Genomic DNA, 24,393 nt, shown 5'->3' on the forward strand with positions numbered 1-24,393 from the left:
TGGCATTATGGGGCAGGCAGCCCACCGTGGGCAATTCTGGCGGCATATGGCGCGCAGATGGGATCGCCGATCACGATATCTTCCCACCCCACAAACCGCGACGCCGCATAGAAGCTCTCCGCCAGGGTCCAGCCCCGGGTGTACCGTCCAAAGAGGATCGTGGGCGAAGCAACCGCCTGGAGCAGTGGCTCATCGCAATAGCCCTTGACCCCGGTGACGCGCTGTCGGATGAGGTCGGCGATCAGCGACTGCCCGCCTGTGGTGGGCAGGAACGTGCGGGCGCTCGTGCTCACCGCCGTCTCGGCCAGACCGCCTGGAGCAAACCGCAGCGAATGGTAGTTGTCCGCCACGTACTTGGCGTCGTTGCTGCCCCAAGAACAATAGCCGAGCAAGCCGCCCTTCGATCCGACAAAGAGGTCTGTCTTGTCAAGAAGCGGATTAAAGCCGGCCTTCGCCAGGTCTTGCGCCGCGCGTTCCATGTCGGAATTGAATTCGTTGAACGCCATCTCGTTGACGACTTTCGGGTCCACTTCGCCGGCCCTGATCGCGCTCAGCGGCTGCTTGGCGGGGTCGCCAAAGCCAAAGGCCGGACACGCGTCGAGCAAGAACCGGCCCTCGGGTTTCTCGCGCTCCGCCTGCATGGCCCAGGCCACCAGCCCTTTGGCTTCCTGCACCGTGTAGCCGTCAAGCCGAGACACCAGATAGCCCCCAAACTCCTTGTGGCTGAAGCGCTTGGTGGGATTCCAAAACCGGTTCGCCCAAGCTTTTCCGTTGAATCCCGAGTCCGAGATCGAGATCTTGATGGCGCCTCGGGTCTCGGGATAGTCGAGCGCCGCAATGAAGCTGTCTAGCGACGGCTGGGTTCCAACCATACCGGTGTCTGGAGCCCCCGTCAGCCGGATCGGAACCCCCTTGGTCAAAACGATGAAGTCGATTTGAGGCTTGGCTTTGAGGACTGCCCGAAGCGGCTTTTCGACCTGCTCCCGAAAGTCGGCATAGGACATCGTCTCCTTGGACGTAGACTCGGCCGAGTTCTGGCACGCGACCTTCAAGATGGCCTTGACACCCCTTCTCTTGGCATATTCCTCGACAATCTCGATGGAGGCCGGACTCTGAGTGTTCTCGATGACCAGCACGCGGTCGGCAAGGCTGGGAGCAAGGACGAGCGCGGCAACGGCCGAAAGCATGGGGCGAGGGTACCTGCGGCCATCACTCTCTGATCTTGCGGGGCGTTCCCGCGGGCTCAAGTCTTATCGAAGGAATCGGCCCGACCACGGCGGCGTCCACAGTCCCCTGCCGAACACCGAGAGTGCGGGGCCAAGCGCACCAAGCCGGCTCCGGCGCTCTGGGTAGATCCGAGACACCAACAGGATCCGAATGAGGATGCCGACGAAGACCATTATCGAGAGAAGAACGGTTGGGCGATTTGCCGCACAGGTGGGATTTGTTCCTCGCACAAGACGATAAGGTCCATATTGGTGCCAAGTGCGGCCCATTTGCGAAAGAACTGGGCAATTGACTCCGCATGTTCTTGCTTGATTTGGCCCTCTATCGCCAGAGCAACATGCACCGTTGGATCAGACCCGTACGTTACTTGCACCAAATATGCCTTGCTGACCTCCTCGAATCCAGCTATCCGCTGACCGAGGAGGTCTTTCAATTCGGATTCAGCGGGCCCTTGCTGCTCGCCAACAAAGGTGACCTTAGGCATCATGAGGTCCTGCGTTCCAGGACCAAGGGTCTGTTCTTCAACTACGACGGGGTGATCAGGAAATTCCCTTGTGGCCCGCTTTCGCCGGAATATCGCGAGGAAATCCAGAGGCAAAGCCCTACACCCCAACCAGCTCGGGCTCTTCGGGTTCCATAGCGCCCTCGCCGAAGACTACCGGGAAGCGCTCCCCCGTGGGCAAGTAGGTCGTGCGGGAGTCCATGAAGCAGACCGAAAAGCCCCGGCGCGGGATGTCGGTGTTGTTGATGTCGCTGCCATGGATCGTCCAGTTATGCATGATGAACGCTTCGCCGGCTTCCAGTTCGATCGGCACGGCTTTCTCCTCGGGGCAATGCTTGGCCAGGTTCTCGTCGCTGATCGTGTGGCCAAACTTGCTGAGCAGCCCCAACCGGTGTGTGCGTGGGAACACCTTCACGCAGCCGTTGGCGATGGTCGCCGGGTCGAGCGCGAGCCAAATCGTGAGCAGCGGGTCGCGGTCGAGCTTCCAGATCTCGCCGCCGTCCTGGTGGTACGGCAGCACCGTACCCTTTCGGGCGGGCTTGTTCATAAACATCGAGCGATACGCCGCGATGCCGTTGTGCGCTCCGTAGATGAAGGCGCACAGGTCCCGAAACAGCGGCTTGCGCATATAGGCCAGGAATAGCGGGTCCTTTTCAAGCTGCTCGATCTTGCGGTATTCCAGGGTCTCGCCCTTCCATCCCTTGGATTGCGGCGCGGTGTTGTCGTAGCCTCCGCCGAGGTCGAGCTGCATCATCATGTCCCTATAGCGGACCTTGCCCAGCATGATGTCGTCGATGCGCGTTTGGAGGCCCTTCAACTCGTCGTCGGTGAGCACCTTGCCCAAACGGAGGTAGCCCTCGCGGTCGTATTCGCGCCACTGGTCTTCGGTGAAGTGTTCGTACATGTTGTGTAAATTGTACGACGCTTTTGTATGGATTCCTCTTGGCTTGGCCTTACCTTCGCGCCTTGGCCGGCTGAACCGTGCTGGAGCGCATTTCCTTCTATCTGAGACACGCGTTGCCGATCAAGGCTCTTCGCTGCCCGCCCCTGTCCGAGTCTGTGAAGGCTCTGGCCCGCCGGCCATCTTCTTCTCAAGGCTATCAAGTGCCTTGATTTCTCCTTGACTGAGGTTCCCTTTCTTTCGCAGAAAGGCAATGGCGCGCCGAGCCTCTTCGAAGTTTTGTTCGCGGACCAAACGATTGACCATCGCGATCCCCGCCAGGTTGTTGGTGCCATTGTTCATGGAGAACGCAAAGGCATCTGCGTATCGCCGCCTTACTTCGGGCGACCCTTTCTTCTCGCGCTCGGCCATCATGGCTTCGGCGGATTTGACGAGGGACTCCACCTCTTTGGCCTGCTCCGGCGTGAGATGAGCCATCTTGCCCTTTAGGTCTCTTATCACGATCTCGCATTGCTGGTTTTTGCCTTGAGCAGCCAACGTCACGACCGACATCGCCTGCTTGAAACCTTCGCCAAGGTGCGGCATATCGCCAAACTCAAGCTTGAAGTCGCTCATGTCGCCGGTTGGAATCGACATCACGAGCTTTTCGTAGCCTGACGGAGGGAGGCCCGGCCGGGGGCGATGGCTGGCCTGTCCCGTGAACGCCGTGCTCGGCGGAGCAGGTGGCTTGCCGGTTCCCTTTGCCGCCGCAGGGGTCGATCGGCCAGGTTCGGAAGGTGTTGCGCCCCTTTCGTCTGTCGGTTTCTTGTTGGTCGATTCCTCCGAGCCGGCTGCTTCCTTGCGGTTGTGTGCCGCGGGCAGATCCACCGCGGGGTCGACTGGCATGTTCGAGGCCACGCGCATCGGATTGATGACCTGCGTCATTTGGCTCATGAGCGGCTTTGACTCGTTGCCCTTGAACACGGAGATGGTCGTTGAATTGGTGGGCAAGTCGGGCGGAGCCTGAACCAGCATCACCCCGTCAACAACCTTCGACTGAGCTTGCCGGTTGCCGAAGAACACGCTGAGTTGGGCCGATTCTCTACCGGCGTCCAGAGGAAACCAGTCGCCAGGGCTCACCCAGTCGGGGAGCAGCAGTCGATGGGTCTCTGCGGCAGTGCCGCCATAAGTCGGTTCTCGATTGAAATAGAGATTGCCGGCGTACAGCGCGCAAAGAACGACGAGAAGGCCTACGGCGACCGACAGGAAACGACCCGTTTTGGCGGCCCCTCGGCGCAGCGCCTCGGAACCATCGATCGCGAAGACTTCGACAGGTTCCGGCATGCTTTTCTCGCCGGAAATCGAGACGGGAGTACAGTGAAGGTTTAGGATCGGCCGAATCTGAACGTAAACCTCGCGGGTGATGCAGATGCCACCCGGTTTGGCCATGCCAAGCACGCGGGAAGCGATGTTGACGGCATTGCCAAAGAGGTCGTTGTCCTCCTCGACCACGTCGCCCACATGAGCGCCGATTCTCACCTGCACTGGCTCGGGCAGCGCTCTGCGTTGGTTGAATTCGTGCAGGTGCTCTTGGATTTCGAGCGCGGCCGTAACGGCTTCGACGGCGCTGGAAAACTCCAACATCGCTCCGTCGCCAAGGGTCTTGACCACCCGCCCAAGGTGTCCAAGCGTACTGGAACGGACGATGCGCTCGACATCGTCTCGGACTTCGAGCGCTTCGCGTTCATCCTGGTTTGCCCTGCTCGTGTAGCCAACGATGTCCACGAACAAGATTGCGGCGAGCTTTCGTTTTGGCTGCATGGTCATACCTCTAAGGTTCTTTGCACATCAGGATATACAGTAATTACAAGAAACGGCCTGCTAAAGTGCCGCCTCTAGGTCCAACAGCTACGAAGGTCATAACGTTTGGGAGCTTTGATCGGTGCGGTAAGGTGGGCCGATATGGGCATTACGGCGGAACAGTGGGCCTGGAGCATCGGCGCCGCGCTTCTCGTTGGTCTCGCGAAGACGGGAATGCCTGGGATTGGGCTCTTAAGCGTTCCCATGATGGCTCAAGCGTTTGGGCCGAGGCTCTCGGTCGGCGCTTTGCTTCCGATGCTCATCATGGCGGACGTCTTCGCCGTGGCCTGGTTCAGGCGTCACTGCCAGTGGCCGACGCTCGTGAAGCTGGCGCCCTGGGTGCTCGTGGGGGTCGCCGGCGGCGCCTACGCGCTCTGGGCGATCGGCGAGTCCAAGACCGATAAGGACCTGTTGGGGTTGGTTATCGGCGCCCTAATCTTGGTGATGCTCGGCGTCTATCTGCTCAACCGGCGGGTTCAGGGCGGGTTCTCGTTTCACTCGCCGGTGGGCGTGGCAGGCTCTGGGATCGCCGCGGGTTTCTCGACGACCGTCGCCAACGCGGCGGGGCCCGTGATGGGCATCTATCTCACGAGCGCCAACCTCAAGAAGGAGGAGTTCATCGGCACCGGGGCGTGGTACTTCTTCATCGTCAACTCGACGAAGCTGCCGATCTTGGCTTACCTGACGCACCTGAACCCTGCGAAGCCACTTCTGACGGGTTCGACGCTGACACTTAACCTTGCTTTGGCTCCAGCGATCGTGCTAGGCGCAGTCGGCGGCAAGTACCTGCTCTCAGCGCTTCCTCAAAAGACATTTGAGGTAGCTGTTCTGGTGCTCGCCGCCGGTGGCGCGCTCAAGTTGCTCGCGAGCTAGCTAAATCTTCCCTTTTGTGTTCAGCTTGTCCGTCCAAAACACGTTCCGATCCGAGAGCGTGAAGCTGCGGCCTCCGTCGCTGAAGCTGCACGCCGTGCTCTTGCCTAGCATGTTGTCCGGGTGGATCGGGTCGTTCATGTTGTTGATGATCACCGGCTTCTTGTCATGGCCAAGGATCGGCGTCGTTTTGAGCGTCATGATCTTGCCGCCGTTAACCGTCAGCGTGAAGTTGCCGCCCTTGTTGGTCACCGATATGGCGCCTTCCGAGACCGACTCGATCTTCCCAAATCCCGAGTACACGGCGCGGCCCAAGGCCTCGATCGCCTTGCGCTGAGAAGGGTTCTTGGCCTGAACGTAGAGGCGAACCCAGTTCCCAGGCTCCGTAGCGTAGGCCAGTTTGGCCCCGGCGAGGCTGACGCCATTGTAGCTGCCGCCCGTCAACGCCATTCCGCCGACGCCCTGGCATCCCATCTCCAGCCCGACGATCTCGCAGGGACAAGGGGCTGAACAACTGCAACCCTCAACAAACATCCCCTTGACTTCAAAGGGCATGGGCTTCTTGCCGGACCCGAAGGATGTGCCTACGGCGGCGAGGGCGACAACGACTGAAAACGCGAATCTGCTCTGGTTCATATCTGACCTCACAAATACTGTAGAAAAATGTAATGAATGGAATCAAGAGGGGACAGAAATGTCAGATACTGACAATTGAGTCAGTTAGGCAAAATGGCAACCATGCATTCAGGCCAAGATCGATGTGAGACCGGTACTCCCTATTCAGAGCTACTCCGGCTGCTCGGGTGCAAGTGGTCGATCGCGATCCTCGCCAAGCTGGAATCGAATGTCAGAAGGCCGGGCGCCCTGAGCCGGTCTATCCCGGGATTGTCTGCCCGGGTCATGCACCGATGCCTTGAACTCCTCCTTGCGAGCGAGCTCATCGAGCGAACCAATTTTGGCGAGGTTCCGCCGAAAGTGGAATACTGCTTGACTCCGAAGGGTGAGCAGTTCCTCAGGGTCGTCGGCCACCTCGACCAGATCGTATCGAGCTAGATCCTGGCCATTCTAGGCGGCCTTTCCAACGTTGCTGGCTCTGCAGACCTGGTTGCGGCCCTTTCGCTTGGCCTCGTATAGCGAGTGGTCTGCCGCAAGGAGAGCGGTCTGAAGGCTGTCGAAGGCGTTCGTAAACTCGCAAACGCCAAAGCTCGCGGTGATCTTTCCATACTCCAGACGGATCGCCTCGACGGCCTCGCGCATCCTCTCTGCAACGGCCGCAGCCGCGGCTTCGTCCGCGCCTCGCAGAAGGATACAGAACTCCTCGCCGCCATAGCGCGCGATAAAGTCGGCGCTGCGCAGCGGGGCGTTGAGAGCCGACGCGACAGACCGAAGCACCTGGTCTCCGGCAAAATGTCCGAATCGGTCGTTGAGGCCCTTGAAGTGGTCGATGTCGGCCATGACCACCGAGAAGGACTCGCCACGCCGTGCCAAAGACCCAAACTCCTCGAGCCTCTCTGCCAGCGCGCGCTTGTTCGCAAGACCCGTCAGCGGGTCCGTCGTTGCCAGCTCTTCCAGCTTGCTGTTGGCCTGTACCAGATCGTTGTTGGCCTTGTTCAGTAGCTCGTGGGCATAGCGAAGCTCGTTGAACTGAAGGCGTACCTGCTCCTCCGCCAGCGTCTGGCGCGTGACGTCCACGGCGGCGAGGATTCCGCCGGCCACTCGTCCGTCCGGCCCGTGCAGGGGATGGCAACTGAAGACGAAGTGCCGCTCTCCGTCGGTCCAAGCCTGGTCCTGGACCGACTGTCCGGCCAAAACCGCCGCACCGAGCTCTGCAAGAGTCAGGTTCTCGAATCGGCCTCCCAGGACGTCACCAAGGTTCCGCTGGAGCGCATCCTTCGCTCTGAAGTCGAAGATCTCTTCAGCCTGTACGTTCCACTCGAACACTTGAAGCTCTTGGTCGAAAGTGATGCAGGGAACCGGCAGACCCTCAAAGAGCTGCGAGAACCGCTTTCGCGAGAGTTCGACGGCTTGATAGGCAAACTCCAGGCGTTCAAGGGCATCAGTGATCGCCTCTCGGTGCTCTAGCTCTTTGCGATCGGCCTCCTCGCGCTGCTTGAGCGAAGAGTGGCGCATCAGGCCGGCGATCGTCCCCACCAGCACCGAAATGAGCAGCGCAACGAAGATGCCGGCCTGATGGGCCTTCCTCATCTGCTCCAAACGGGCCAAGTATCGGTCTGCCGTAATGTCGAGTCCAAGTGTGGCCACGACGTTGCCTTTCGAGTCACGCACCGGGGCATATCCGCTCATGAACGTGCCCCACCGATCGGTATAGGGCTCGGGGTCGGTGTCAGGCTTGCCGCTCCGCATCACCGACAGCATGTGCTGGGAAGCCTCCGGATATTCCTGCATGATGTGCGACTTATCGTCCACCCCATCTCCATCTGAGTCGCCTTCCTCGGTGGGGTCGAGCACGAAGTACGCCTTGCCGTTCTTAAGAATGCACGTGTAAACGTAAACAATGTCCGGGTCCGAATCCTGCACCTTGCGCATCGGTGCGATGATTGCCTCGTACTCGGCTGTCGTCTCTTGATTCTGAGAGGTGAAAGCCGAGTGCTTGTCGCCGTTGACAACCGTTGCGGCAACCTCGGCCAGGCGCCTCAAGTTCGTGCGAACTCCGTCCTTTGCGGCTTCACGCGACACCTCGTACAGCGTCTGCATGGACAGGAATGCGCCCGCGAAGAGAACGACGGCCATGATCGCCCCGAACATAACGGGGCGAGAGCTGCCTATCCTTCGGACAAGGGCACAGAACTTCATGGGCATTTTTGACCGCGTCTCATTCGTTTGCATTCAGGTTCGATAGGCAAGTTAGTGGGAAATGCCGATGGTGAGCCCCCAAATCCAGTTATCCGGCTTCGTCGCAGTGGAACGAACGGCTCGGTCGAGAAGGTGGCTGTAGGTGACGGACGGCTGAAGCGACAGAGCGCCGGTGATATGAACGTTCAGATACAGGCCCGCGCTGAACACGGTCGCGCAGTTGCCACCCGACCCGAAATTGGAGTGATGGAACTTTCTGTTTCCCCAGCCCACCAGAGCCTGGCCCCCAAGGCTCAACGAGTTCGTGAACTCATGCTCGACGCCAAGCCCGGCCTCGCCGTAATAGGCGCCTGAGAACTGCATCATGTCCAGGTAGTGGTTTGTGAAAAACGTGAGTCCCTGGACCTCCGTTTCAAGCCCGACAAAACCCTCGCCCGTTGCCGGCGCTGAGAGACCGGGATAGGTGTAATAGGTGAAGCCCGGAGTCAGGGTGACGCCGCCCCACTGAAGCTCGCGCGAGAGCGTCACATCCCACTCCGAGCCGGAGCCGGGATCGAAAGCGCGCGAGGCTCTCTTTGAAGACCAGAGGTTGAGCGACCAGCCCGCGAAGCCGAAGCTGCTCGAAGACTGAAAGGCCGGCTGATTATCCACCACCAGGCCGCGCCAAATGTACTTTGAGCTCCAGGTCGTATCGGATGACAGGCTGCGGAAACCGTTGCCGTCCTGAGCGAATGCGGCAACGGTGAGGCCAACGAGCCCGATGGCTCCAGCCGCTCGATTCAAACTGTTCATAAGAGTTGACTCCTACGAGACCTTCCGGAGCGTAGGGTTTCAGGAGACATCCTTAACAAATGTGTCGCTTGGACCCAAGAACCCTATGTGCTCTGTCCCATTCAATGTCTCGGCTTCTTGCGCCGAATCCCATCCAGTAGGGATACGGGGTTTTGTGCAGGTGGTTGGCGCAGGTCGCGGGTTGCGGGCATTGACGACGGACGATTGACGGATAGCGAGCACTAGAGCGGGGCAGGTGGTTGGCGCGGCTCGTGGGTTGCGGGTTGGAATTTCAGATTTCAAATTTCAAATCTCAAATCTGAGATTTGCAGTCCGCAATCCGACATCCGCACTCCGAGATCCCAAATCCGAACTCCACAATCCGAAATCCCCGATCCCAAATCCGAAATCCGAAATCCGAAATCTGCAATCCCTCCGCCACGAACACCGAGAATAGATCGCCCCCGACTAGAGCTTGAACGTCCAGCCGCCGGTGAGCTTCGGCTCCGTGATCCCTCTCCGGAACCTCCCGTACCCATCAAACACAGCCACCCTCGCCCTCCCAGGGTTGGGACGGACTTTCGTGGTCCCAAGCCCGAGCACACAGCGCTTTCCGCCCCCTATCTCGACCACCGCAAGGGCACCTCCGTCGTTTAGATCGACGGTCGTCCCCTTGAAGGTGAGCGTCGTTCCCTTCACGCTGAAGCCGACCTTCTCGCAGAGGGTCTTGATTCTCGGACTGTGGTCCGGCGACCCCACCACGAGCACCCCGTCCAGGTTCTCCGGCAGCGCCCTCAACTCTTCCCTGGCTCGAACGTGCGCCATCCAGGAAGGGCTGCTCGGATGCACGTACTTCGACTTGACCGTTGACAGAACGGTGTTGATCCCGACCTGCTCCTCGTCCGACCCATAGCGGCGCAGCAATCGGTTCCAGGGGTCGAACGAGACGAGCACCGGCTTCTCCTTGCTGTCTACCGTCGGGAAGGATGACTTGCTGTCGGGGGTCGGCCCGATTCGGCACGTCTTGAACTCGCGCCGGCCATCGGCGAATTGGAGCATCACGTCGAGTTTGAGCCAATACGCGGGCCCGAGGAAGTTCGCCACGGCGTGGACCTGGCCGTCGAGCCAGCGGACCTTTGACAGCTCGACGTCTGGATATCCCGGGCGGCGCATCCACTGGTCGAAGAACCATTTGTAGCCCTTGCCGGCCGTCGCCAGGAACACGCTCTCAAAGTCCTCCCATTCACCAGGCTCGCCTTTGGGGTGCGTTCGCAGCCACGTCTTCATGCTTTCGATTACGGGGCCGGTTCCGACCTCATGTTCGAGAACCTGCAAGACCATTGCGCCCTTGCCATAGCCCAGCGCAGACGCAGGGCCGCCGATGTCCACTCCTGAGGCCACCAGTGGGGCCACGCCAAATGAGGGTTGCGGGTGGCAATCTTGCACGAACGCAAGCCGCCGCTCCTCGGTGTTTCCGATCTTGACCTCACGCTGATAGAGCCCCGAGCAGAAGTTCGCAAAGCTCTCATTCCAAAGCGACTTGAGATAGGTGTTGTTGATCAGCCCGCCAAACCAGGTGTGCGCGGTCTCATGGCCGTCCTCATCGGGCAGCCAGCCGCTGCCGTAGGTGGCATAGGAGTAGGCTTCGAGCGCGCCGCCGCCATAGTGGGGCGTGTCCAGGGCGCCCCACCGAGTGAACGGATACGGTTTGAACTGGGAGTAGAACTCCAGTATCGGGCGGTACAGCTCGGCCTGGTGCGCCATTCGCTCCTCAGGCATCGTCAGCGACCAAATGCCCACCTTGAGGTCGCCATAGATCTGGAAATCCTGTTTGTAGGGCCCCGCGCTGAATGACCAGTAGGTGACGGGGACATCCATCCGGTAGCGTGTGACCAGGTCCTTGCTCGTCTCCGTCACTGAGGTTTGCTCGCCTTGGCCGACCGCGGTCCAGTCCTTGGGCGTATGCGCCGCGAGCGTGTAGGCGCAGGGTCGGCGGGCGATCATCGGGTACCAGTAGTCGTTCGCAAGCTGGATTTCGTCGCTGCTGATGCTCCCCGCGTAGCCAGGCAGATCCACCTTGCCGGCGTACTTGAGCTTGAGCGCGAAGGAGCGTTCGTTGGGGGCCTTGACGCAGACCACACCGCCCGCCTGGGAGAAAGGCACGTCTTTGCCGCTCGAATCCGTGATCGACCGGACCCGATAGCAGGGCGAAAAGCGAAGGATGAACTCTGGTGGGGCCACGGCTGTTCGCGAGACGTTGATCGTGTTCTCGAAAGTGGCCGTCTTGGTTGGGATGTCGAACCATAGCTCGAGTGTCTGAAAGGTGAGCTTTGTGCCGAAGGATTCGGTCTCGGGGATCGCCTTCGAGAGTTTGCCGCCAGAAAGCTCGAAAACCTGGTCGCCGCGATCCTCGCTGGTCAGAGGCGTCGTGAACACGATGTAGCGCGACTTGCCGGAAGGCGAGGGCAGACCCACCGCGTGCCAGCCCTTGCTCCCAACGCCATAGGGCCCTTGTGTGCCAAGGAAGAAAAAGGGGTTCTTGGCCTTGGCGAGCTCGGGCGTCGAGAGCGCCGTGAGCGCCTGCAAGTCCCGTTTGGATGCGGCGGCATCGAAGGGTGCGGCGAAGTCCTGGGCAAGGATGGCAAGGAAAAGGGAGGCGATCACTCGCTATCTATACCGCTTTGGGAGCATCTGTCGTCTCCCCGGGGTGGGGGTGAGACGGGAGAGTGAAGGGATGAGGCGATGCGGGGGTGCAGGGACGGGAGGACAGTGGGACGAAGGGACGGGAGGACTTGTGGTCAAGGTACTGCATGACGAGATCGCCCATCGCACATTGCACATCGCACATCGCACATCGCACATCGCACATCGACTATCGAACGATGGCGCAAATGCCGGGAGGGGCGACACCCTTCCATCATTGAGACTTCTGACTCCAATTCGCCATAATAGAGGATCGTAGTGGCGGCGTAGCTCAGTGGTAGAGCACACGGTTCATACCCGTTAGGTCGGTGGTTCAAATCCACTCGCCGCTACCAAAACCTCCCCGGTCTGGTTCTTGGCCTTTTCGCGCGTCTTGGCCGTAGGGATGGGGTCTGGGGTTCAGGGTCTGGGGTTTGGGGTCTGGGGGCGACGTCCCTACTCCGTCCGAAGTGCCTCGATCGGGCTCAATCTAGCAGCCCGCGCCGCCGGAAATAGCCCAAACACCACGCCGATCAGCGCCGAAAACACGAGCGAGCCAATGGCGGCCTGCATTGGGAACGGCGTGGACAGACCGTCTTTCCCCGGCCACTGCTTGACCACCGTGATGACCGTCACAAGGCTCCCGAACCCGTAGGCAATGCCCATGCCGATAATGCCGCCCACAAGGCTTAGGGTCGCCGCCTCAACCAGAAATTGCACCAACACCGAACTGCTCTTGGCGCCGACGGCCTTTCGCAGCCCGATCTCCCGGGTGCGCTCCGTGACCGACACCAGCATGATGTTCATGATGCCGATGCCACCCACCAGCAGGCTGAGCGCCGCCACCGCCGCAAGCACGATGCCCGCAACGCCCAGAACCTGCCCAAAGATGTTGATGATGGCCTCGCGGGAGTCCACGCGAAATACCGGGCGGTTCCCCGATTTCACCATGAGCGCCCGCCAAACCCGCTCGACCGTCTCGTTCACGTTGTAGCCGGCCTTGGGCCGGGTGGTGATCATCGTCACGTTTTCGCCGCCGACCCACTTATCCTGTGCGGTCGTGATCGGGAGCCACACGTCGCTGCCGGTGTTCTCGCCCATCATGTCGATGGTCTCCATCACGCCCACGATCTCCAGCGTGATTCCATCAAAGGTGATGAACTTCCCGATGGCTCTTTTGTCGCGGAAGAACTTGTCGCGGATCTCCTCGCCGACCACACACACGTTCGCTCGGCCATCCACGTCGGCTTTGCTGAGGTTCCGGCCATCGACGATCCCAAGCCGGTTGAGCTGCGCCGAATATTGGTTCGTGCCGAACACGCGGAGCTTGGTGATCTCCCGATCCCCATAGACCACCTTTTTGGCTGGGCACATCAGGATTGGGGCGGCGATATCCAGCGCGGGCACCCGCTCCAAGAGCCAATCCACGTCGGCGTTCTTGATGCCGGTGATGCCTCCCATCGGGCCACGGAACATCCCGCCGGGATCGTAGACGATGATGATCGTGTCCGCCCCCAGCTTCTTGAACTGGAAGGTCATGTAGTTCTGGAACGCCGAGGAGATGAGCACAATGGTCGTCACGCTCATCACGCCGATGATCACCCCGAGCATGGTAAGGAACGACCGCAGCTTGTGCAGCCTCAGCATCTCGAGCGCGATCAGGAACGATTGCCAGACGATCATTGGCTTTTCTCGGCTCCGCCCTTGCTCTTGTCCGCGTTCCCTTGATCCTGCTCGTCATCGCCAGGACCTGAGAAGAAGCCCTTGCGCGCGGGGCCCTTATAGTCGGGGAGCACCACTCGGTCGCCTTCCTTCAGGCCCGCTTCGATCTCGACGAATGCGCCCGTCTTCGCACCTAGGGTGACCTTTACGCGCTTCGGCGCCTTCTGCGAGTCCTTGGGAGGCGCCATCAGCACGAAATCGCCCTGGGCGTCTTTGCCGACGAACTCCACCGGCAGCCGCAGCACGTTGTCTTTGTGAAGGGTCTCGAACGTGCACTTAGCCGACATGCCCGACCTCAGCCGCTTATCGGCCTCCACAAGACGGACTTCGACGCGGTACTTCACCACCGCATCGGCTGCAGCCGCCGCGGCAGTCGAAGTGCTGGCTTGCAGGTTGTTGCTGGCGGGGGCAATCTGATAGATCTTGCCCTCGTACGATTTGTCTGGGAAGGCGTCGATGTCGACCTTGACCTTCATGCCGAGGGTCAAGCGAGCCACGTCGATTTCGTTGATGTCTAGGAGAACGCGCAGCTGTGACCGGTCCTCGACACGCACGACCGGCGTTCCCTGGCTGAACGCTGAGAGGCCAGTGACCATGTCGCCTACTTCTACGTATTTCTTGCTGACCACGCCGTCCATAGGGGCGCGAACGTCGGTCTCACGAAGCTGCCGCATGCTGTCGCTGAGCACATTTTGAAGCTGGGACACGGAGGCCTTGCCTTGCTTTCGGCCTTGGATGAGAACATCCACGTCTCTGAGCGCGGCCCGTGCCTGCCGAATCGAAGCTCGCGCGGAGATCAGCTCCTGCCGCTTGGTGTCGTCCTGGATGGCGTTGGCTTGCGCGCGCTCCAAGGCCGCCCTTGCGCTTTTGACGTTTTCCGAGGCGCTCTGAATGTCCAGCCTCTGCTGCCCATCGAGCCTTTGACGGTCGCTCCGGGCCTTGGCGAGCCGGTTCCTGGCCTGGTCGAGCCGAAGCCTGGCGCTATCCACCACCTGTTGGGACACAAAGCCGCGCTTGAGGAGATCGGCGACGCGCTCATATTCCCGCTGGGCGTTTTCCTGGTCTATTCCGGCGTTGCTAAGCTCCGTGTCGGCAGCGGTGATTTGAGTTGGGTGGGTGGAGGTGCCAAGGCGCTGCTGGTCCTGCAGGGCCGAATTGAGGGCGGCCTGAGCCTGCTCGATGCCGGTGCGGGTGAGGGTGGGCTGGGCTTCGAGTTCCTTGACGATCTGCCGTTCGCGCGCCAGGGCCTGGTCGAGAGCGGCCTGCGCGGTGACGCGTCGTTGCTGGATTTCGATGTCGGTTCGCTGGACACCCGCCTCTGCGCCGCTCAATTGCGCTTGGTCTTGCGCCACCCGCAGTTGGGTTTCAAGGGGGTCTATCAGAGCGATGGCGTCGCCTGCTCTCACAGTCTGCCCCTCCTCTACCTTGAGTTCTTTGAGCCTGCCGGAGGCACGGGTGCGGACGTCCACTGAGCGCACCGCATCGAGGGTGCCGGTCTCCACGACCTTGAAGCTGAGCTCGCCACGATCGACGGCTGCAAACTCTTTCTTGGCATTCGCTTGTCCGCCGGCGGCCGCAAATCCCCTCATCTGAAGAAACAGCCCGGCCCCGACCAGAACGACGACGAGCGCGACGACAAGAAAGATGATGGCCTTCCGCATGGATTTCCCTCGGATTTCAGTATGCCAAGGCGTAGCGGAGGGCCGCTTGCTCGCCAGGACGTAGGACTCATGCTAACCGGGTGAAACTTGCGGGGAGTTGCCAGTAAGATGCAACCATGGAACGTGAACCGCGCAACGCTTTTCGTCCTCAAGGGACTTCGCACCCGATGACAAGGCGCGAGGTGATTGTCAAAGGCGGCGCTCTTGGGGCGACCCTGCTCGTCCCCGGCGCCGCAAGGAGCGCTTGGGAGGTTCTGCAGGGCGGAGCCTACGGGCCGTTCAAAATGGGTATCCAGTCGTACTCGCTAAGGGGATACGATCTCGACACGGCGCTCGCCAAAACCCAGGAACTCGGACTCAAATACTGGGAGGCGTTCCAGGCGCACGTGGGCCAAACCAGCGATCCCGCAGCACTGAAACCCGTGCTCGACAAGATCAAGAAGGCAGGCATCCAGCTCAAGGTCTGGGGCGTGCAGGGCTTTGGCGCCAACGAAGAAGCATGCAGGAAGATCTTCGAGTTTGGGAAGATCGCAGGGCTGGATACGATTTCCGCCGATCCGAGCTATGAGGCGATGCCTATCCTGGATAGGCTAACCAAGGAATTTCGCATCAATATCGCCATCCACAACCACGGTCCAGGAGCCCGCTACGACAAGCTGGACAGCATGTTGAAGGCGTTTGAAGGAACGAACGAGCGGGTAGGGGCTTGCATCGACACGGGCCACGCTTTACGCAGCGGCGAGGACCCCGTGGAGTGGGTGAAGAAGCTGGGCAAGAGGGTCCACGCCCTTCATCTGAAGGATGTCAAGGACAGGACCCAATGGAAGCTCCTCGGGCAAGGCGACTTAAGGATGGGCGACCTTTTTGCCGAGCTCAAACGCCAGAGATTCAGTGGCTATTTGAACCTGGAATACGAAGAGAAGCCCGAAAACCCGATGGACGACATCAAAGAGTGCCTAGCGGCGGTCAGGAAGACGTTGGGCCGGGGATAAGGCGTATTGCGTTTGGGCATTAAGGCATTAAGGCATTGTGGCTTGGGGGCGTGAAGCCGAAGGGCAAGAGTCGCGAAAAGCCCCTTCCTTGGTTTTTGCGTAGCGAGACTGAGGAGGGGGGTTGGGGGGCGAGACTCCGGATCCCTATGCTAATGGAGTGAGGAGCGCCAAGAAGCTCCGCAACGCCTTAATGCCTTAATGCCCCAATGCCACAATGCCCTCAGCCCACCTCCCCGGTCGCAAACGCGGACACCGTGATCGGGGCAAACTCAAACCTCGGCACCTCTCCCGGTCCGAAGTTGAGCTCGATCAGGGGCCGCAAGACCTGCTCCGTCATCACCGTGTCGGCCAGCTCCCTTCGGATGGACTCCAGGTGGAGCAGCAGCACCTGAAGGTGCACTTTGCCCAACGCAAGCGAGCCCACCCGCTTGCCTTCGTCGGTTGTCAGGGTCTGTCCAAGGATGGCGCGGGCGATTTCGCGATTGTGAAACTCGATCGCCTCCATGTAGCCGGTCGAGGCCTCCCGCTCCCCACCGAGCGTCCCCACCGAAACGGTGTCGGGGTGAAGGATCGCCGTTCTGGACTGGATGTCCTGCAGCGCGCCCAAAAGGCTCGCCTGGTCCTCTGCTGAGAACCCGGGTACGAAGCGGCCAAACACGGTGGGCATGGCGAACCGGTCCAGATGGAACTTCCATGCCTCAAGCAGCTCGGACTTGGCCGTCCAGTGGCCAAAGGCCGCGTCCAGATCGCTCCGGCCCCGCACCTTGCCGTAGGTGGATCGGTTTCGATAGACGATGAATTTGCCGCGCGGAAGAGCCGTCGGTGGCTCTCCAGGCAACTGCAGGTTCAGGCTGCGGATGTTGCCGAAAGCGTCGAGTTCAAGGCCAAACAGCGACGGGTCCTTGGGTTTGACCGCGCGCAGGGCGATGATGGACCGCCCCGGCCCATCGGAGCCGGAACTTCGCAAGTTCTGGTGTGCAGACTTTGCGAAATCGCGGATGCCGAGGTCTCCGGGAGAACTGGCCTCCCAGACCAGTTCTTGGGTTGACCAGCCCTTGGCAAAAGCGTCCATGGCCTGGTAGAGCACCGTCTGCGCGGAACCCTCCATGCTCGCCAGAACCCGTTCCGCGAACTCCGCCTTCGCCTTGGCAGAGTCGGTGTTGTTGGCGGGGACGATCTTCCCTGGCGCGGCCAGGACGCCCAGCTTCTTGAGCGTGAGCGCGGTCTGAATCATGGAGTCCTGCTCCATCCGGTCGTAGACTGTATAGGCGAGGGCGCCCGGCGGCAGGCCCGGCGAGCGCTGGATGTGCCTTTCGAAACGAGTGAACTGCGGCGCGACTTCGCGGCGCTTGCGGGACCGGCCAAAAAGCTTGAGCATGTCACTCAGGAAGCGTTGAGCTGGGCCAGACGTCAACCATGCCGGCTCTCATAGGTGCGGCGGCGTAAGCCAAACACGCATTTGCCCCCAATGAAGCACGAAGCCCGCCCACGCCATAGGGCGAGGGCGGGCTGATCGGCCCAAGATTTGTCGTTGACCTTACTTGCGGCGGCGGCGGGCCATGAGGCCGAGGCCACCGAGGGCCAGAGCGGCCGCCGTTGCGGGCTCAGGCACGGCTTCGACGTCAAGCTTCACGATCGTGTCGCCATCGAAGCTGAGGTTCTGCCAGTCGATCTGGATTTCCGAACCGGTCCAGCTGATGTTGCTGGCGCTGAATCCAGCCATGTTCGTCGCACCATTGACGGTCACGTTGGTGAACGCCGGGCCGCTGACCATTCGGATGGCGATGCCATTGTAGATGGTCGGAGCCAAAGACAGCGAAGAGCTCGACCAAGTCGAGCTGCTGCCGGGAAGGTAGTCGAAAGTGATCGAGGTGTCGTCCACGTCGATATCGAAGTACGACAGGAAGGTGTCCTCAACACCCGCGCCAACGACGAAGTTGGTCTGGCTGTTGTAGGCTCCGCCATACGCATAGTACTGGTCGCCCATGGTCGAACCCGTAAGGCCCGCGAAAGAGGCTGCCGGCAAAGCGACAACCACGCCGGCAAACGCCAGCATTGCTGCTTTCTTAATCATTTTCTATTGCTCCTTTCAGCCCCGAGTGCAGACCTAACCAATCCATACCCCGGAGTACTGATTCGACAATGGTAATGCAATTACCGGACTAAGGACCAGTCCCTGGCCAAAACCTAGCAAAAGTGCGGTCATCCAATTGGAAGAGCCTATTGGTCTAGCTCAATATTGCTCCATTCCGCGAGAGTGAATAAGGGCAGCGGTCTGTCGGAGCGGGAGTGCGAGCGCCACTGTCTGCGTCCTTTGGGTTCACGCCCTTCGGTCCAGCCTGTCGGGGCTGACCCCTAAGGCGCATCACAAAACGGGTCTCGCAGGCCGTGGAGCGCGAATCTGCAGACTCGGCCCCATCGCCGATCAAACGGAACGCGAGTCTCCAGACTCGGCCCTGGTGGCGAATTCATCGGGCATTCCTAGTCGGGCTTTTGAACGTGCAGGCCTATGAACTCGACGAAGTCCGCTACCTTTCCGGAAAGCAGAAAGGTGCGCTCGACCCCGTCCTTTGGTAGTGTGGCGATCCACGAGAGCTTTACTCGAGGGATGGCAAGCAGCGAGAACCGCTTGTTCGCCGTCAAGGCGTTGATCGCGATATCTGCCTTGGTGCCGCTGGCCGTGATCACGCGCATCGTCAGGTTCTGGGTGCCGATCATCACCGTGACTGTCGCCGCGGTGCCGTCGCCTCCCGCCAAGGGCGCCTTGGAGACAAGCTTGGCCTCCAGCAAAACGTGATTGAACGCCTTGGTGTTGCACTTCAGCGTGGTCCAGGTGGCGTCCCGCTTGACCTTGATCGAACCCGTCGCATAGGACTTGGATGGATCTCTGAAAAAGGCATACGCGCTCGTGTAAGGCAGGTAACCGTTCACGAATCCAACGGAGGCCTTGAGGTCCTCGGTTCCGATTCTGAGCAAGGGATGCAGCTCGAAGACGTGCTTCTGATTCAGGCTCGTGCCGACGCTGACGTCGGCAAACTGAACCATGTCGCTCTGGGTCTCTGGATGCTCGAACCACAGCCGCCAGACCCCCGTGACCGGCAGGGTGTGTGTAACGCTTGCGATAGCCAGATCCTCTGCCGGCCCAAACGACAGCGCATTCTTGATCTCGGCGATCACCCTCAGCCCGACGTCCGAAGAGCGGCCGATTATGTGGAGGTCGCCATCCTTGTCCTGGTCGTGACGCTCGGTCACGGCGTCGATCGTGAATTGGGTGGAAAGCGTTGCACGGTTCTTGAGCTGATCGATGAACGAGTTCTTGAGCTTGAGAACGGGCTGAGCGAAGGGCACTCCGGAGCCGTAACTCACGATGGAAACCACACACACCAAGAGGCAAGCCAGCGAACGCTTCATGTTGCACCGATTCGACGGGTTTGGCCCTTGACTCCTTCCTGCAGTGATCGGGGTGCAACAATAGACCGATGGCGAAGCCGTGGATTTGCGGCCGATGCGGAGAGATTGCGCAGGGAGACCTGTGCATGAAATGTGGGAACACTCGCTCGCTCGAGGGTCCGGACGGCCCAGCACCCGGATCCTATTACAGCATCCTGGGATACCAGACGATGGATGCGTTCAAGTTCGTGGGCGCATTCGTGCTGCTATTCCTTGCGGTCGAGTTAGTCCCGTGGCTCGGGCTTTCCTGGAAGCGGGAGACGATCGTTGTCGTCACCCTCTTGACGCTGCTCTTGGCATTTCGAAAGCCCCTGCTGAACCTGATTGGGCGTGCCAGGGTCCGCTTGCGGCACCCCAGGCGTTAGGACTGCCCTCAGGGCTTGGCGCTCGCTCCCCATCCCTTCCATACCGATGGTTCGGGAGCCTTGGCTTGTGTACTTTCCGCTTTGGGCACATCGAGTTCACAAACCTCCCGGTAGAGGTCCTCGTCGAAGCCGACGATCAGCGCCTTGCCGCAGCAGACGACCGGAGACTTCATGTTGCCGGTTGGAGACAGCAGTGCCCGGGTAAGCGCCCCCACGTCTGGGCGTTTCGACCGAAGGTTGATGTAGAGGGCAAACTTCGAGTGGACCGCGTAGACGCCGTCGGCGGGCCTGGCCAGCCTCAGGGCCTCCAGCCTCCCGTACCTCTCTTTTCGCGCGTCGATCACCACCCGCGGCCGGACTCCATGTCGCCTAAAGAAATCCTCAGCTTTCATGCATTCCTTGCTGTCAAAGCTGCAGTAGATCCAATCGGGAACCATTTTAGGCCTCACAAGTAGCAGGTTCCGGCAAGGCCCGCGCCAACCCCTGGCCCAAATGCCAGGTTAGAGCAGTTTGTGAGGTTTGCAGGCTCAAAACTTGGAGTTCACAGGTTCGAGCGAGCCTGAGACAAGCACGGGTCCTGGGAGTACCTCCTACCAGGTTCTAGCCCATTCCGGCGCTTCGACCGGCTCGAATCGGTTGCCGTTCAGGTCGGCGATCAATTTGGGTTTGCCATCAGGAAACCCCTTCCAAGCCCAGAGGCAGCCCTTGTCCCCAAAGACCAGCCGCCCCAAGGGGTCCACGTCGAGAAACTGGGGATGGAACGGCTTCGGCCTGAACTCCATTTGGGGCTTCCCCGCCGAGTCCAGGATCGACCACCGTTCCGATCTGTCGTAGATCGCCTCGCCGGGATCGAGCCACTTCTCGTAGACCAGCACGCCTTTGGCAAAGGTCTTGACCGCTTTCCCGGGCCGCACCATTTCCCACTCGGGCATCACGAACTCGCTCACAAGCTTGAAGGCCTCCTCGAAGTCGCCCCGAAGCACCCCAAGCCCCGAAGACAGAAACTTCTTGTTGAAGGCGTCATACGCTTTCCTGTTCGTCATGCGTGTCTCGAACTGCGATGCCGTTCGCCAACCGTCCCGTTCCAATCGCATCGTGAAGATCGGCTCATCTTCGCTAGCACGAAGGTTCAGTTTCTTGACCTTGAATGGAGCGCCCCTCGGAGAGATCGCCTCGTGCCAGGTGCTGGGGTCGTTGTTCACCTTCAGCAGCCTGCGATCTTCCCAGCGGCCGCCGCCATTCCAGGCTCCGCCGGTGAACCAGAGCGCCAGCGCCGTGAAATAGGGCGGTTTGCTGATGGCTGTCCAACCGTCGGCCATGAACTCGTACTTGAGCCCAAACTGCTCGACGGCGTTCTTTCGCCGGCTTGAGTAATCCGTGAACGCCGCAATCAGGTGCTTCCCATCCGGACTGATGTCGCACCGACGCGTGTAGACCATCGCCTTGATCCACTGGCCTGGAGTGACTTCATCGGTCTCCAGGTTCCAGGTGAGCAGTTGGGTCTGCTTGCTCGGACCCCGGCGAAAGATGACGGCGACCGGCGCTTCTCGGGCGAGGATCCCGTCAATCCGGCAAATGGCTGGCTTGGTCATCTCAGCAGAATCAAGCCTACCCAGGTAAACTTCTCCAACTCTCCGCTCCTGCGTCAGCGTCGCCGCATGTCCGGGAAAGTGGTTTTCTGGTGCTCAGGTTTTCGGGTTGTCGGAGAAGTCGGCGCTTGCAGGCATGCACTTCGAGTCTGGACCCGCTGACCAGCTGGCAGTATGTGAATTCAACTGGATGCCACCGGGCCGCCTAAACACCTGACCACCCGAAAACCTGAAAACCTGAACACCCGATCACCCAGTCTGGACCACAACCATGAGCGACAAACGCGTTTACCTCTTTCGCGAGGGCAATGCCCAAATGCGCGACCTTCTCGGCGGCAAAGGCGCAAACCTTTGCGAGATGACCAACATCGGCCTTCCCGTCCCTCCCGGATTCACCATCACCACGGCCGTCTGCAACGAGTACCACGCGGTCGGCCACACCATGCCCGCGGGCCTGATGGACGAAGTCAAGACCGCCCTCGCCGACGTCGAAAAGGACCTTGGCAAGACCTTCGGAGACCCCAACAACCCGCTCCTCGTCTCCGTCCGGTCCGGCGCCAAGTTCTCCATGCCCGGCATGATGGACACCGTCCTCAACCTCGGCCTGAACGACGAAACCGTCGCCGCGCTCATCCAGGTCCAGGACCCACGCTTCGTCTACGACAGCTACCGCCGCTTCATCATGATGCTGTCCGACGTCGCCTATTCCGACACCCATCCCGGAGTTGGCAAGCACGATTTCGAAGTCATCTTCGCCGCCCTGAAGAAGGAGCTCGGCGTCAGCGGCGACCTGGAAGTGAACGCCGACGGCATGAAGGAGCTCTGCAAGCGCTTCGAGGCCCACGTCCTCAAGACCACTGGCACACCCTTCCCGCAAGACCCGTGGGTCCAGCTCCAAGCCGCCATCGAGGCCGTCTTCCGAAGCTGGAACAACGAGCGCGCCATCATCTATCGCCGCCGCGAGAAGATCTCCGACGACATCGGCACCGCCGTAAACGTCCAGGCCATGGTCTTCGGCAACCGAGGCGATGACTGCGGCACCGGAGTCGCCTTCACGCGCAACGCCGCCACCGGCGAGAACCACGTCTTCGGCGAGTACCTCATGAACGCCCAAGGCGAGGACGTCGTCGCAGGCGTGCGCACGCCCGTCGAGATCGACGAGCTCCAGAAGCAGAACCCCGAGATCTACAAGCAGTTCACCGATGTCTGCGCCAGGCTTGAAAAGCACTACAAGGACATGCAGGACATCGAGTTCACCATCGAGCATGGCAAGCTCTTCATCCTGCAGTGCCGCACCGGAAAGCGCACCGGCCCCGCCGCCATCAAGATCGCCGTGGACCAGGTCGCCGAGGGACTCATCACCAAGGAAGAAGCCGTCCTGCGCGTGGACCCCGAACTCCTGAACCACTGCCTGCTCCCGGTCATCCCGCACAACACCAAGTACAGCGTGCTCGCCAAGGGCCTGCCCGCAGGTCCCGGCGCAGCAACCGGCATCGCCGTCTTCGACGCAAACACCGCCGCCGAACTCGGCAAGGGCGGAAAGGGCCAGAAGGTCATCCTCGTCCGCGCCGAAACCAGCCCCGATGACCTGAAGGGCATGCTCGCCGCGCAGGGCGTCCTCACCGAAAAGGGCGGCATGACCAGCCACGCGGCGCTCGTCGCCCGAGGCTTCGGCATCCCCACCGTCGCCGGATGCTCCGACATCAGCGTCAACGGCTCCAAGAAGGAGTTCACCGTCGCCGGGCGAACGGTCAAAGAAGGCGACCTGATCTCCCTGAACGGCAGCCTCGGCGAAGTCATCGACGGCGCAGTCCCGGTCGAGGAAGCCACCATGACCGGAGACTTCAACACCTACATGAGCTGGGCCGACGGCTTCAGGACCCTAGGCGTCCGCACCAACGCCGACACCCCCGCCGACACCGCCCTGGCCATCCGATTCGGCGCGGAGGGCATCGGCCTCACCCGTACCGAGCACATGTTCTTCGAAGGCGAGCGCCGCCCCGTCGTCCAGCGCATGATCCTTAGCGACGACGATGCCGAGCGCCAAGCCGCACTCGACGAGCTGCTGGTCTTCCAGAGGCAGGATTTCGTCGGCATCTACGAGGCGCTGGAGGGCCGCCCGCTCACCGTCCGCCTCATCGACCCGCCCCTGCACGAGTTCCTGCCAAGCCTGGAGCAGCTCATCGGCGAGGTCGCCGTGCTCAGGTCCCAGGGCAAATCCGACCCCGCGAAGGAAGAGCTCCTGCACGCCGTTGAGTCCATGCACGAAATCAACCCGATGATGGGCCTGCGCGGCTGCCGACTCAGCATCGTCTTCCCGCAGATCGTGCAGATGCAAACCCGCGCGATCCTCGAGGGCGCGGCCATCGTGATCAAGAAGGGCGGCAAGGCCGTGCCCGAGATCATGATCCCGCTGGTGGGGCACGTGAACGAGCTGAAGTTCGTCCGCGAGAAGCTGGAAGCTACGGCGCGGGATGTGGTCAAGGAGCAGGGCGTCGACATCCCCTATGTGTTCGGCACGATGATCGAGGTCCCGCGCGGCGCCATCACTGCCGACGAGATCGCCGCCGAGGCCGAGTTCTTCAGCTTCGGGACGAACGACCTGACGCAGATGACCTATGGCTTCAGCCGCGACGACAGCGACCGGTTCCTGAAGCCCTACGTCGAGCAGAAGATCCTGCCGGGAGACCCGTTCGAGAGCATCGACCAGTCGGGCGTGGGCGTGCTGATGCAGATGGCCGTCGAGAAGGGCAAATCGGTCAAGCCGTGGCTCAAGCTCGGCATCTGCGGCGAGCACGGCGGCGAACCCCGCAGCATCGAGTTCTGCCACAAGCTTGGCCTGAACTACGTGAGCTGCAGCCCGTACCGCGTCCCCATCGCCCGCCTCGCCGCCGCCCAAGCGGCTCTGAAGGATAGGGTGAAGGTCGCAGCGCTGGATAAGTAGGGCTTTCACCTCGCCCCAGGGGGGGGAGAGGTCGGTGAGCGTAAGCGAACCGGGTGAGGGGGTT

The 24,393-nt window shown here is 60.9% G+C and carries 20 protein-coding genes and 1 tRNA gene; 6 read left to right on the top strand and 15 right to left on the bottom strand.

What is annotated here, in order from left to right:
• Positions 1–5: 5 nt before the first annotated feature.
• The 4 genes from HZC36_01650 to HZC36_01665 form a co-directional block, all read right to left on the bottom strand.
• Positions 6–1,187, bottom strand: a complete 1,182-nt coding sequence (locus tag HZC36_01650; GenBank protein ID MBI5705672.1) for a TIGR03790 family protein — start codon at positions 1,185–1,187, stop codon at positions 6–8.
• 212 nt (positions 1,188–1,399) lie between these two features.
• The gene (locus HZC36_01655; protein ID MBI5705673.1) at positions 1,400–1,714 is read right to left on the bottom strand and encodes a hypothetical protein; all 315 of its coding nucleotides are present in this window, start codon (positions 1,712–1,714) and stop codon (positions 1,400–1,402) included.
• A gap of 115 nt (positions 1,715–1,829) precedes the next feature.
• Positions 1,830–2,633: a phytanoyl-CoA dioxygenase family protein gene (locus HZC36_01660; GenBank protein ID MBI5705674.1), complete on the bottom strand. Its 804-nt coding sequence runs from the start codon at positions 2,631–2,633 to the stop codon at positions 1,830–1,832.
• 120 nt (positions 2,634–2,753) lie between these two features.
• The gene (locus HZC36_01665; protein ID MBI5705675.1) at positions 2,754–4,430 is read right to left on the bottom strand and encodes a hypothetical protein; all 1,677 of its coding nucleotides are present in this window, start codon (positions 4,428–4,430) and stop codon (positions 2,754–2,756) included.
• A 141-nt stretch (positions 4,431–4,571) separates the two neighbouring features.
• Between HZC36_01665 and HZC36_01670 the strand changes: the two genes are divergently transcribed.
• Complete coding sequence (locus HZC36_01670) at positions 4,572–5,342, top strand: sulfite exporter TauE/SafE family protein (GenBank protein MBI5705676.1); 771 nt, start codon at positions 4,572–4,574, stop codon at positions 5,340–5,342.
• On the opposite strand, the gene HZC36_01675 is transcribed toward HZC36_01670, so the two are convergent.
• Positions 5,343–5,975 (bottom strand): DUF1326 domain-containing protein, encoded by a 633-nt coding sequence (locus tag HZC36_01675; GenBank protein MBI5705677.1) that lies wholly within the window; start codon positions 5,973–5,975, stop codon positions 5,343–5,345.
• Between the two features lie 102 nt (positions 5,976–6,077).
• Between HZC36_01675 and HZC36_01680 the strand changes: the two genes are divergently transcribed.
• A complete protein-coding gene (locus HZC36_01680; protein ID MBI5705678.1) occupies positions 6,078–6,392 on the top strand; it encodes a helix-turn-helix transcriptional regulator in 315 nt (104 codons plus the stop codon).
• A gap of 12 nt (positions 6,393–6,404) precedes the next feature.
• On the opposite strand, the gene HZC36_01685 is transcribed toward HZC36_01680, so the two are convergent.
• The 3 genes from HZC36_01685 to HZC36_01695 all read right to left on the bottom strand — a co-directional run bounded on the left by HZC36_01685 (position 6,405) and on the right by HZC36_01695 (position 11,588).
• Entirely contained in the window at positions 6,405–8,090 is a 1,686-nt protein-coding gene (locus HZC36_01685; GenBank protein ID MBI5705679.1) for a diguanylate cyclase, read from the bottom strand.
• Between the two features lie 114 nt (positions 8,091–8,204).
• Positions 8,205–8,945: a hypothetical protein gene (locus HZC36_01690; protein ID MBI5705680.1), complete on the bottom strand. Its 741-nt coding sequence runs from the start codon at positions 8,943–8,945 to the stop codon at positions 8,205–8,207.
• Between the two features lie 447 nt (positions 8,946–9,392).
• Entirely contained in the window at positions 9,393–11,588 is a 2,196-nt protein-coding gene (locus HZC36_01695; GenBank protein MBI5705681.1) for a hypothetical protein, read from the bottom strand.
• A 299-nt stretch (positions 11,589–11,887) separates the two neighbouring features.
• Here HZC36_01695 and HZC36_01700 point away from each other — a divergent pair.
• Positions 11,888–11,962 (top strand) — tRNA-Met (locus tag HZC36_01700).
• Between the two features lie 100 nt (positions 11,963–12,062).
• On the opposite strand, the gene HZC36_01705 is transcribed toward HZC36_01700, so the two are convergent.
• Together HZC36_01705 and HZC36_01710 are read right to left on the bottom strand one after the other, a co-directional pair.
• Entirely contained in the window at positions 12,063–13,289 is a 1,227-nt protein-coding gene (locus tag HZC36_01705) for an ABC transporter permease (protein MBI5705682.1), read from the bottom strand.
• Entirely contained in the window at positions 13,286–14,989 is a 1,704-nt protein-coding gene (locus HZC36_01710) for an efflux RND transporter periplasmic adaptor subunit (GenBank protein ID MBI5705683.1), read from the bottom strand. The genes HZC36_01705 and HZC36_01710 overlap by 4 nt, the downstream gene beginning before the upstream one ends.
• A gap of 116 nt (positions 14,990–15,105) precedes the next feature.
• Here HZC36_01710 and HZC36_01715 point away from each other — a divergent pair, with 116 nt between their 5' ends.
• On the top strand, positions 15,106–15,981 hold the full coding sequence (locus tag HZC36_01715; GenBank protein ID MBI5705684.1) for a sugar phosphate isomerase/epimerase: 876 nt from the start codon (positions 15,106–15,108) through the stop codon (positions 15,979–15,981).
• Positions 15,982–16,201: 220 nt separating this feature from the next.
• On the opposite strand, the gene HZC36_01720 is transcribed toward HZC36_01715, so the two are convergent.
• The 3 genes from HZC36_01720 to HZC36_01730 form a co-directional block, all read right to left on the bottom strand.
• Positions 16,202–17,359 (bottom strand): DUF935 family protein, encoded by a 1,158-nt coding sequence (locus HZC36_01720; GenBank protein MBI5705685.1) that lies wholly within the window; start codon positions 17,357–17,359, stop codon positions 16,202–16,204.
• A gap of 159 nt (positions 17,360–17,518) precedes the next feature.
• The gene (locus HZC36_01725) at positions 17,519–18,055 is read right to left on the bottom strand and encodes a PEP-CTERM sorting domain-containing protein (GenBank protein MBI5705686.1); all 537 of its coding nucleotides are present in this window, start codon (positions 18,053–18,055) and stop codon (positions 17,519–17,521) included.
• Between the two features lie 407 nt (positions 18,056–18,462).
• Positions 18,463–19,392 carry a hypothetical protein gene (locus tag HZC36_01730; protein ID MBI5705687.1) on the bottom strand — a complete coding sequence of 310 codons (930 nt, stop codon included), beginning with the start codon at positions 19,390–19,392 and terminating at the stop codon, positions 18,463–18,465.
• Between the two features lie 125 nt (positions 19,393–19,517).
• On the opposite strand from HZC36_01730, the gene HZC36_01735 reads away from it, so the two are divergent.
• Positions 19,518–19,796, top strand: a complete 279-nt coding sequence (locus HZC36_01735; GenBank protein ID MBI5705688.1) for a hypothetical protein — start codon at positions 19,518–19,520, stop codon at positions 19,794–19,796.
• 8 nt (positions 19,797–19,804) lie between these two features.
• Here the strand turns inward: HZC36_01735 and HZC36_01740 are convergent, their stop codons facing one another.
• Entirely contained in the window at positions 19,805–20,188 is a 384-nt protein-coding gene (locus HZC36_01740; protein MBI5705689.1) for a hypothetical protein, read from the bottom strand.
• Between the two features lie 198 nt (positions 20,189–20,386).
• A complete protein-coding gene (locus HZC36_01745; GenBank protein MBI5705690.1) occupies positions 20,387–21,388 on the bottom strand; it encodes a hypothetical protein in 1,002 nt (333 codons plus the stop codon).
• Between the two features lie 268 nt (positions 21,389–21,656).
• On the opposite strand from HZC36_01745, the gene HZC36_01750 reads away from it, so the two are divergent.
• Positions 21,657–24,329: a pyruvate, phosphate dikinase gene (locus HZC36_01750; GenBank protein MBI5705691.1), complete on the top strand. Its 2,673-nt coding sequence runs from the start codon at positions 21,657–21,659 to the stop codon at positions 24,327–24,329.
• The last annotated feature ends 64 nt before the right edge of the window (positions 24,330–24,393 follow it).

This window comes from Armatimonadota bacterium, assembly GCA_016223145.1.
Taxonomy (GTDB): domain Bacteria; phylum Armatimonadota; class Fimbriimonadia; order Fimbriimonadales; family Fimbriimonadaceae; genus Nitrosymbiomonas.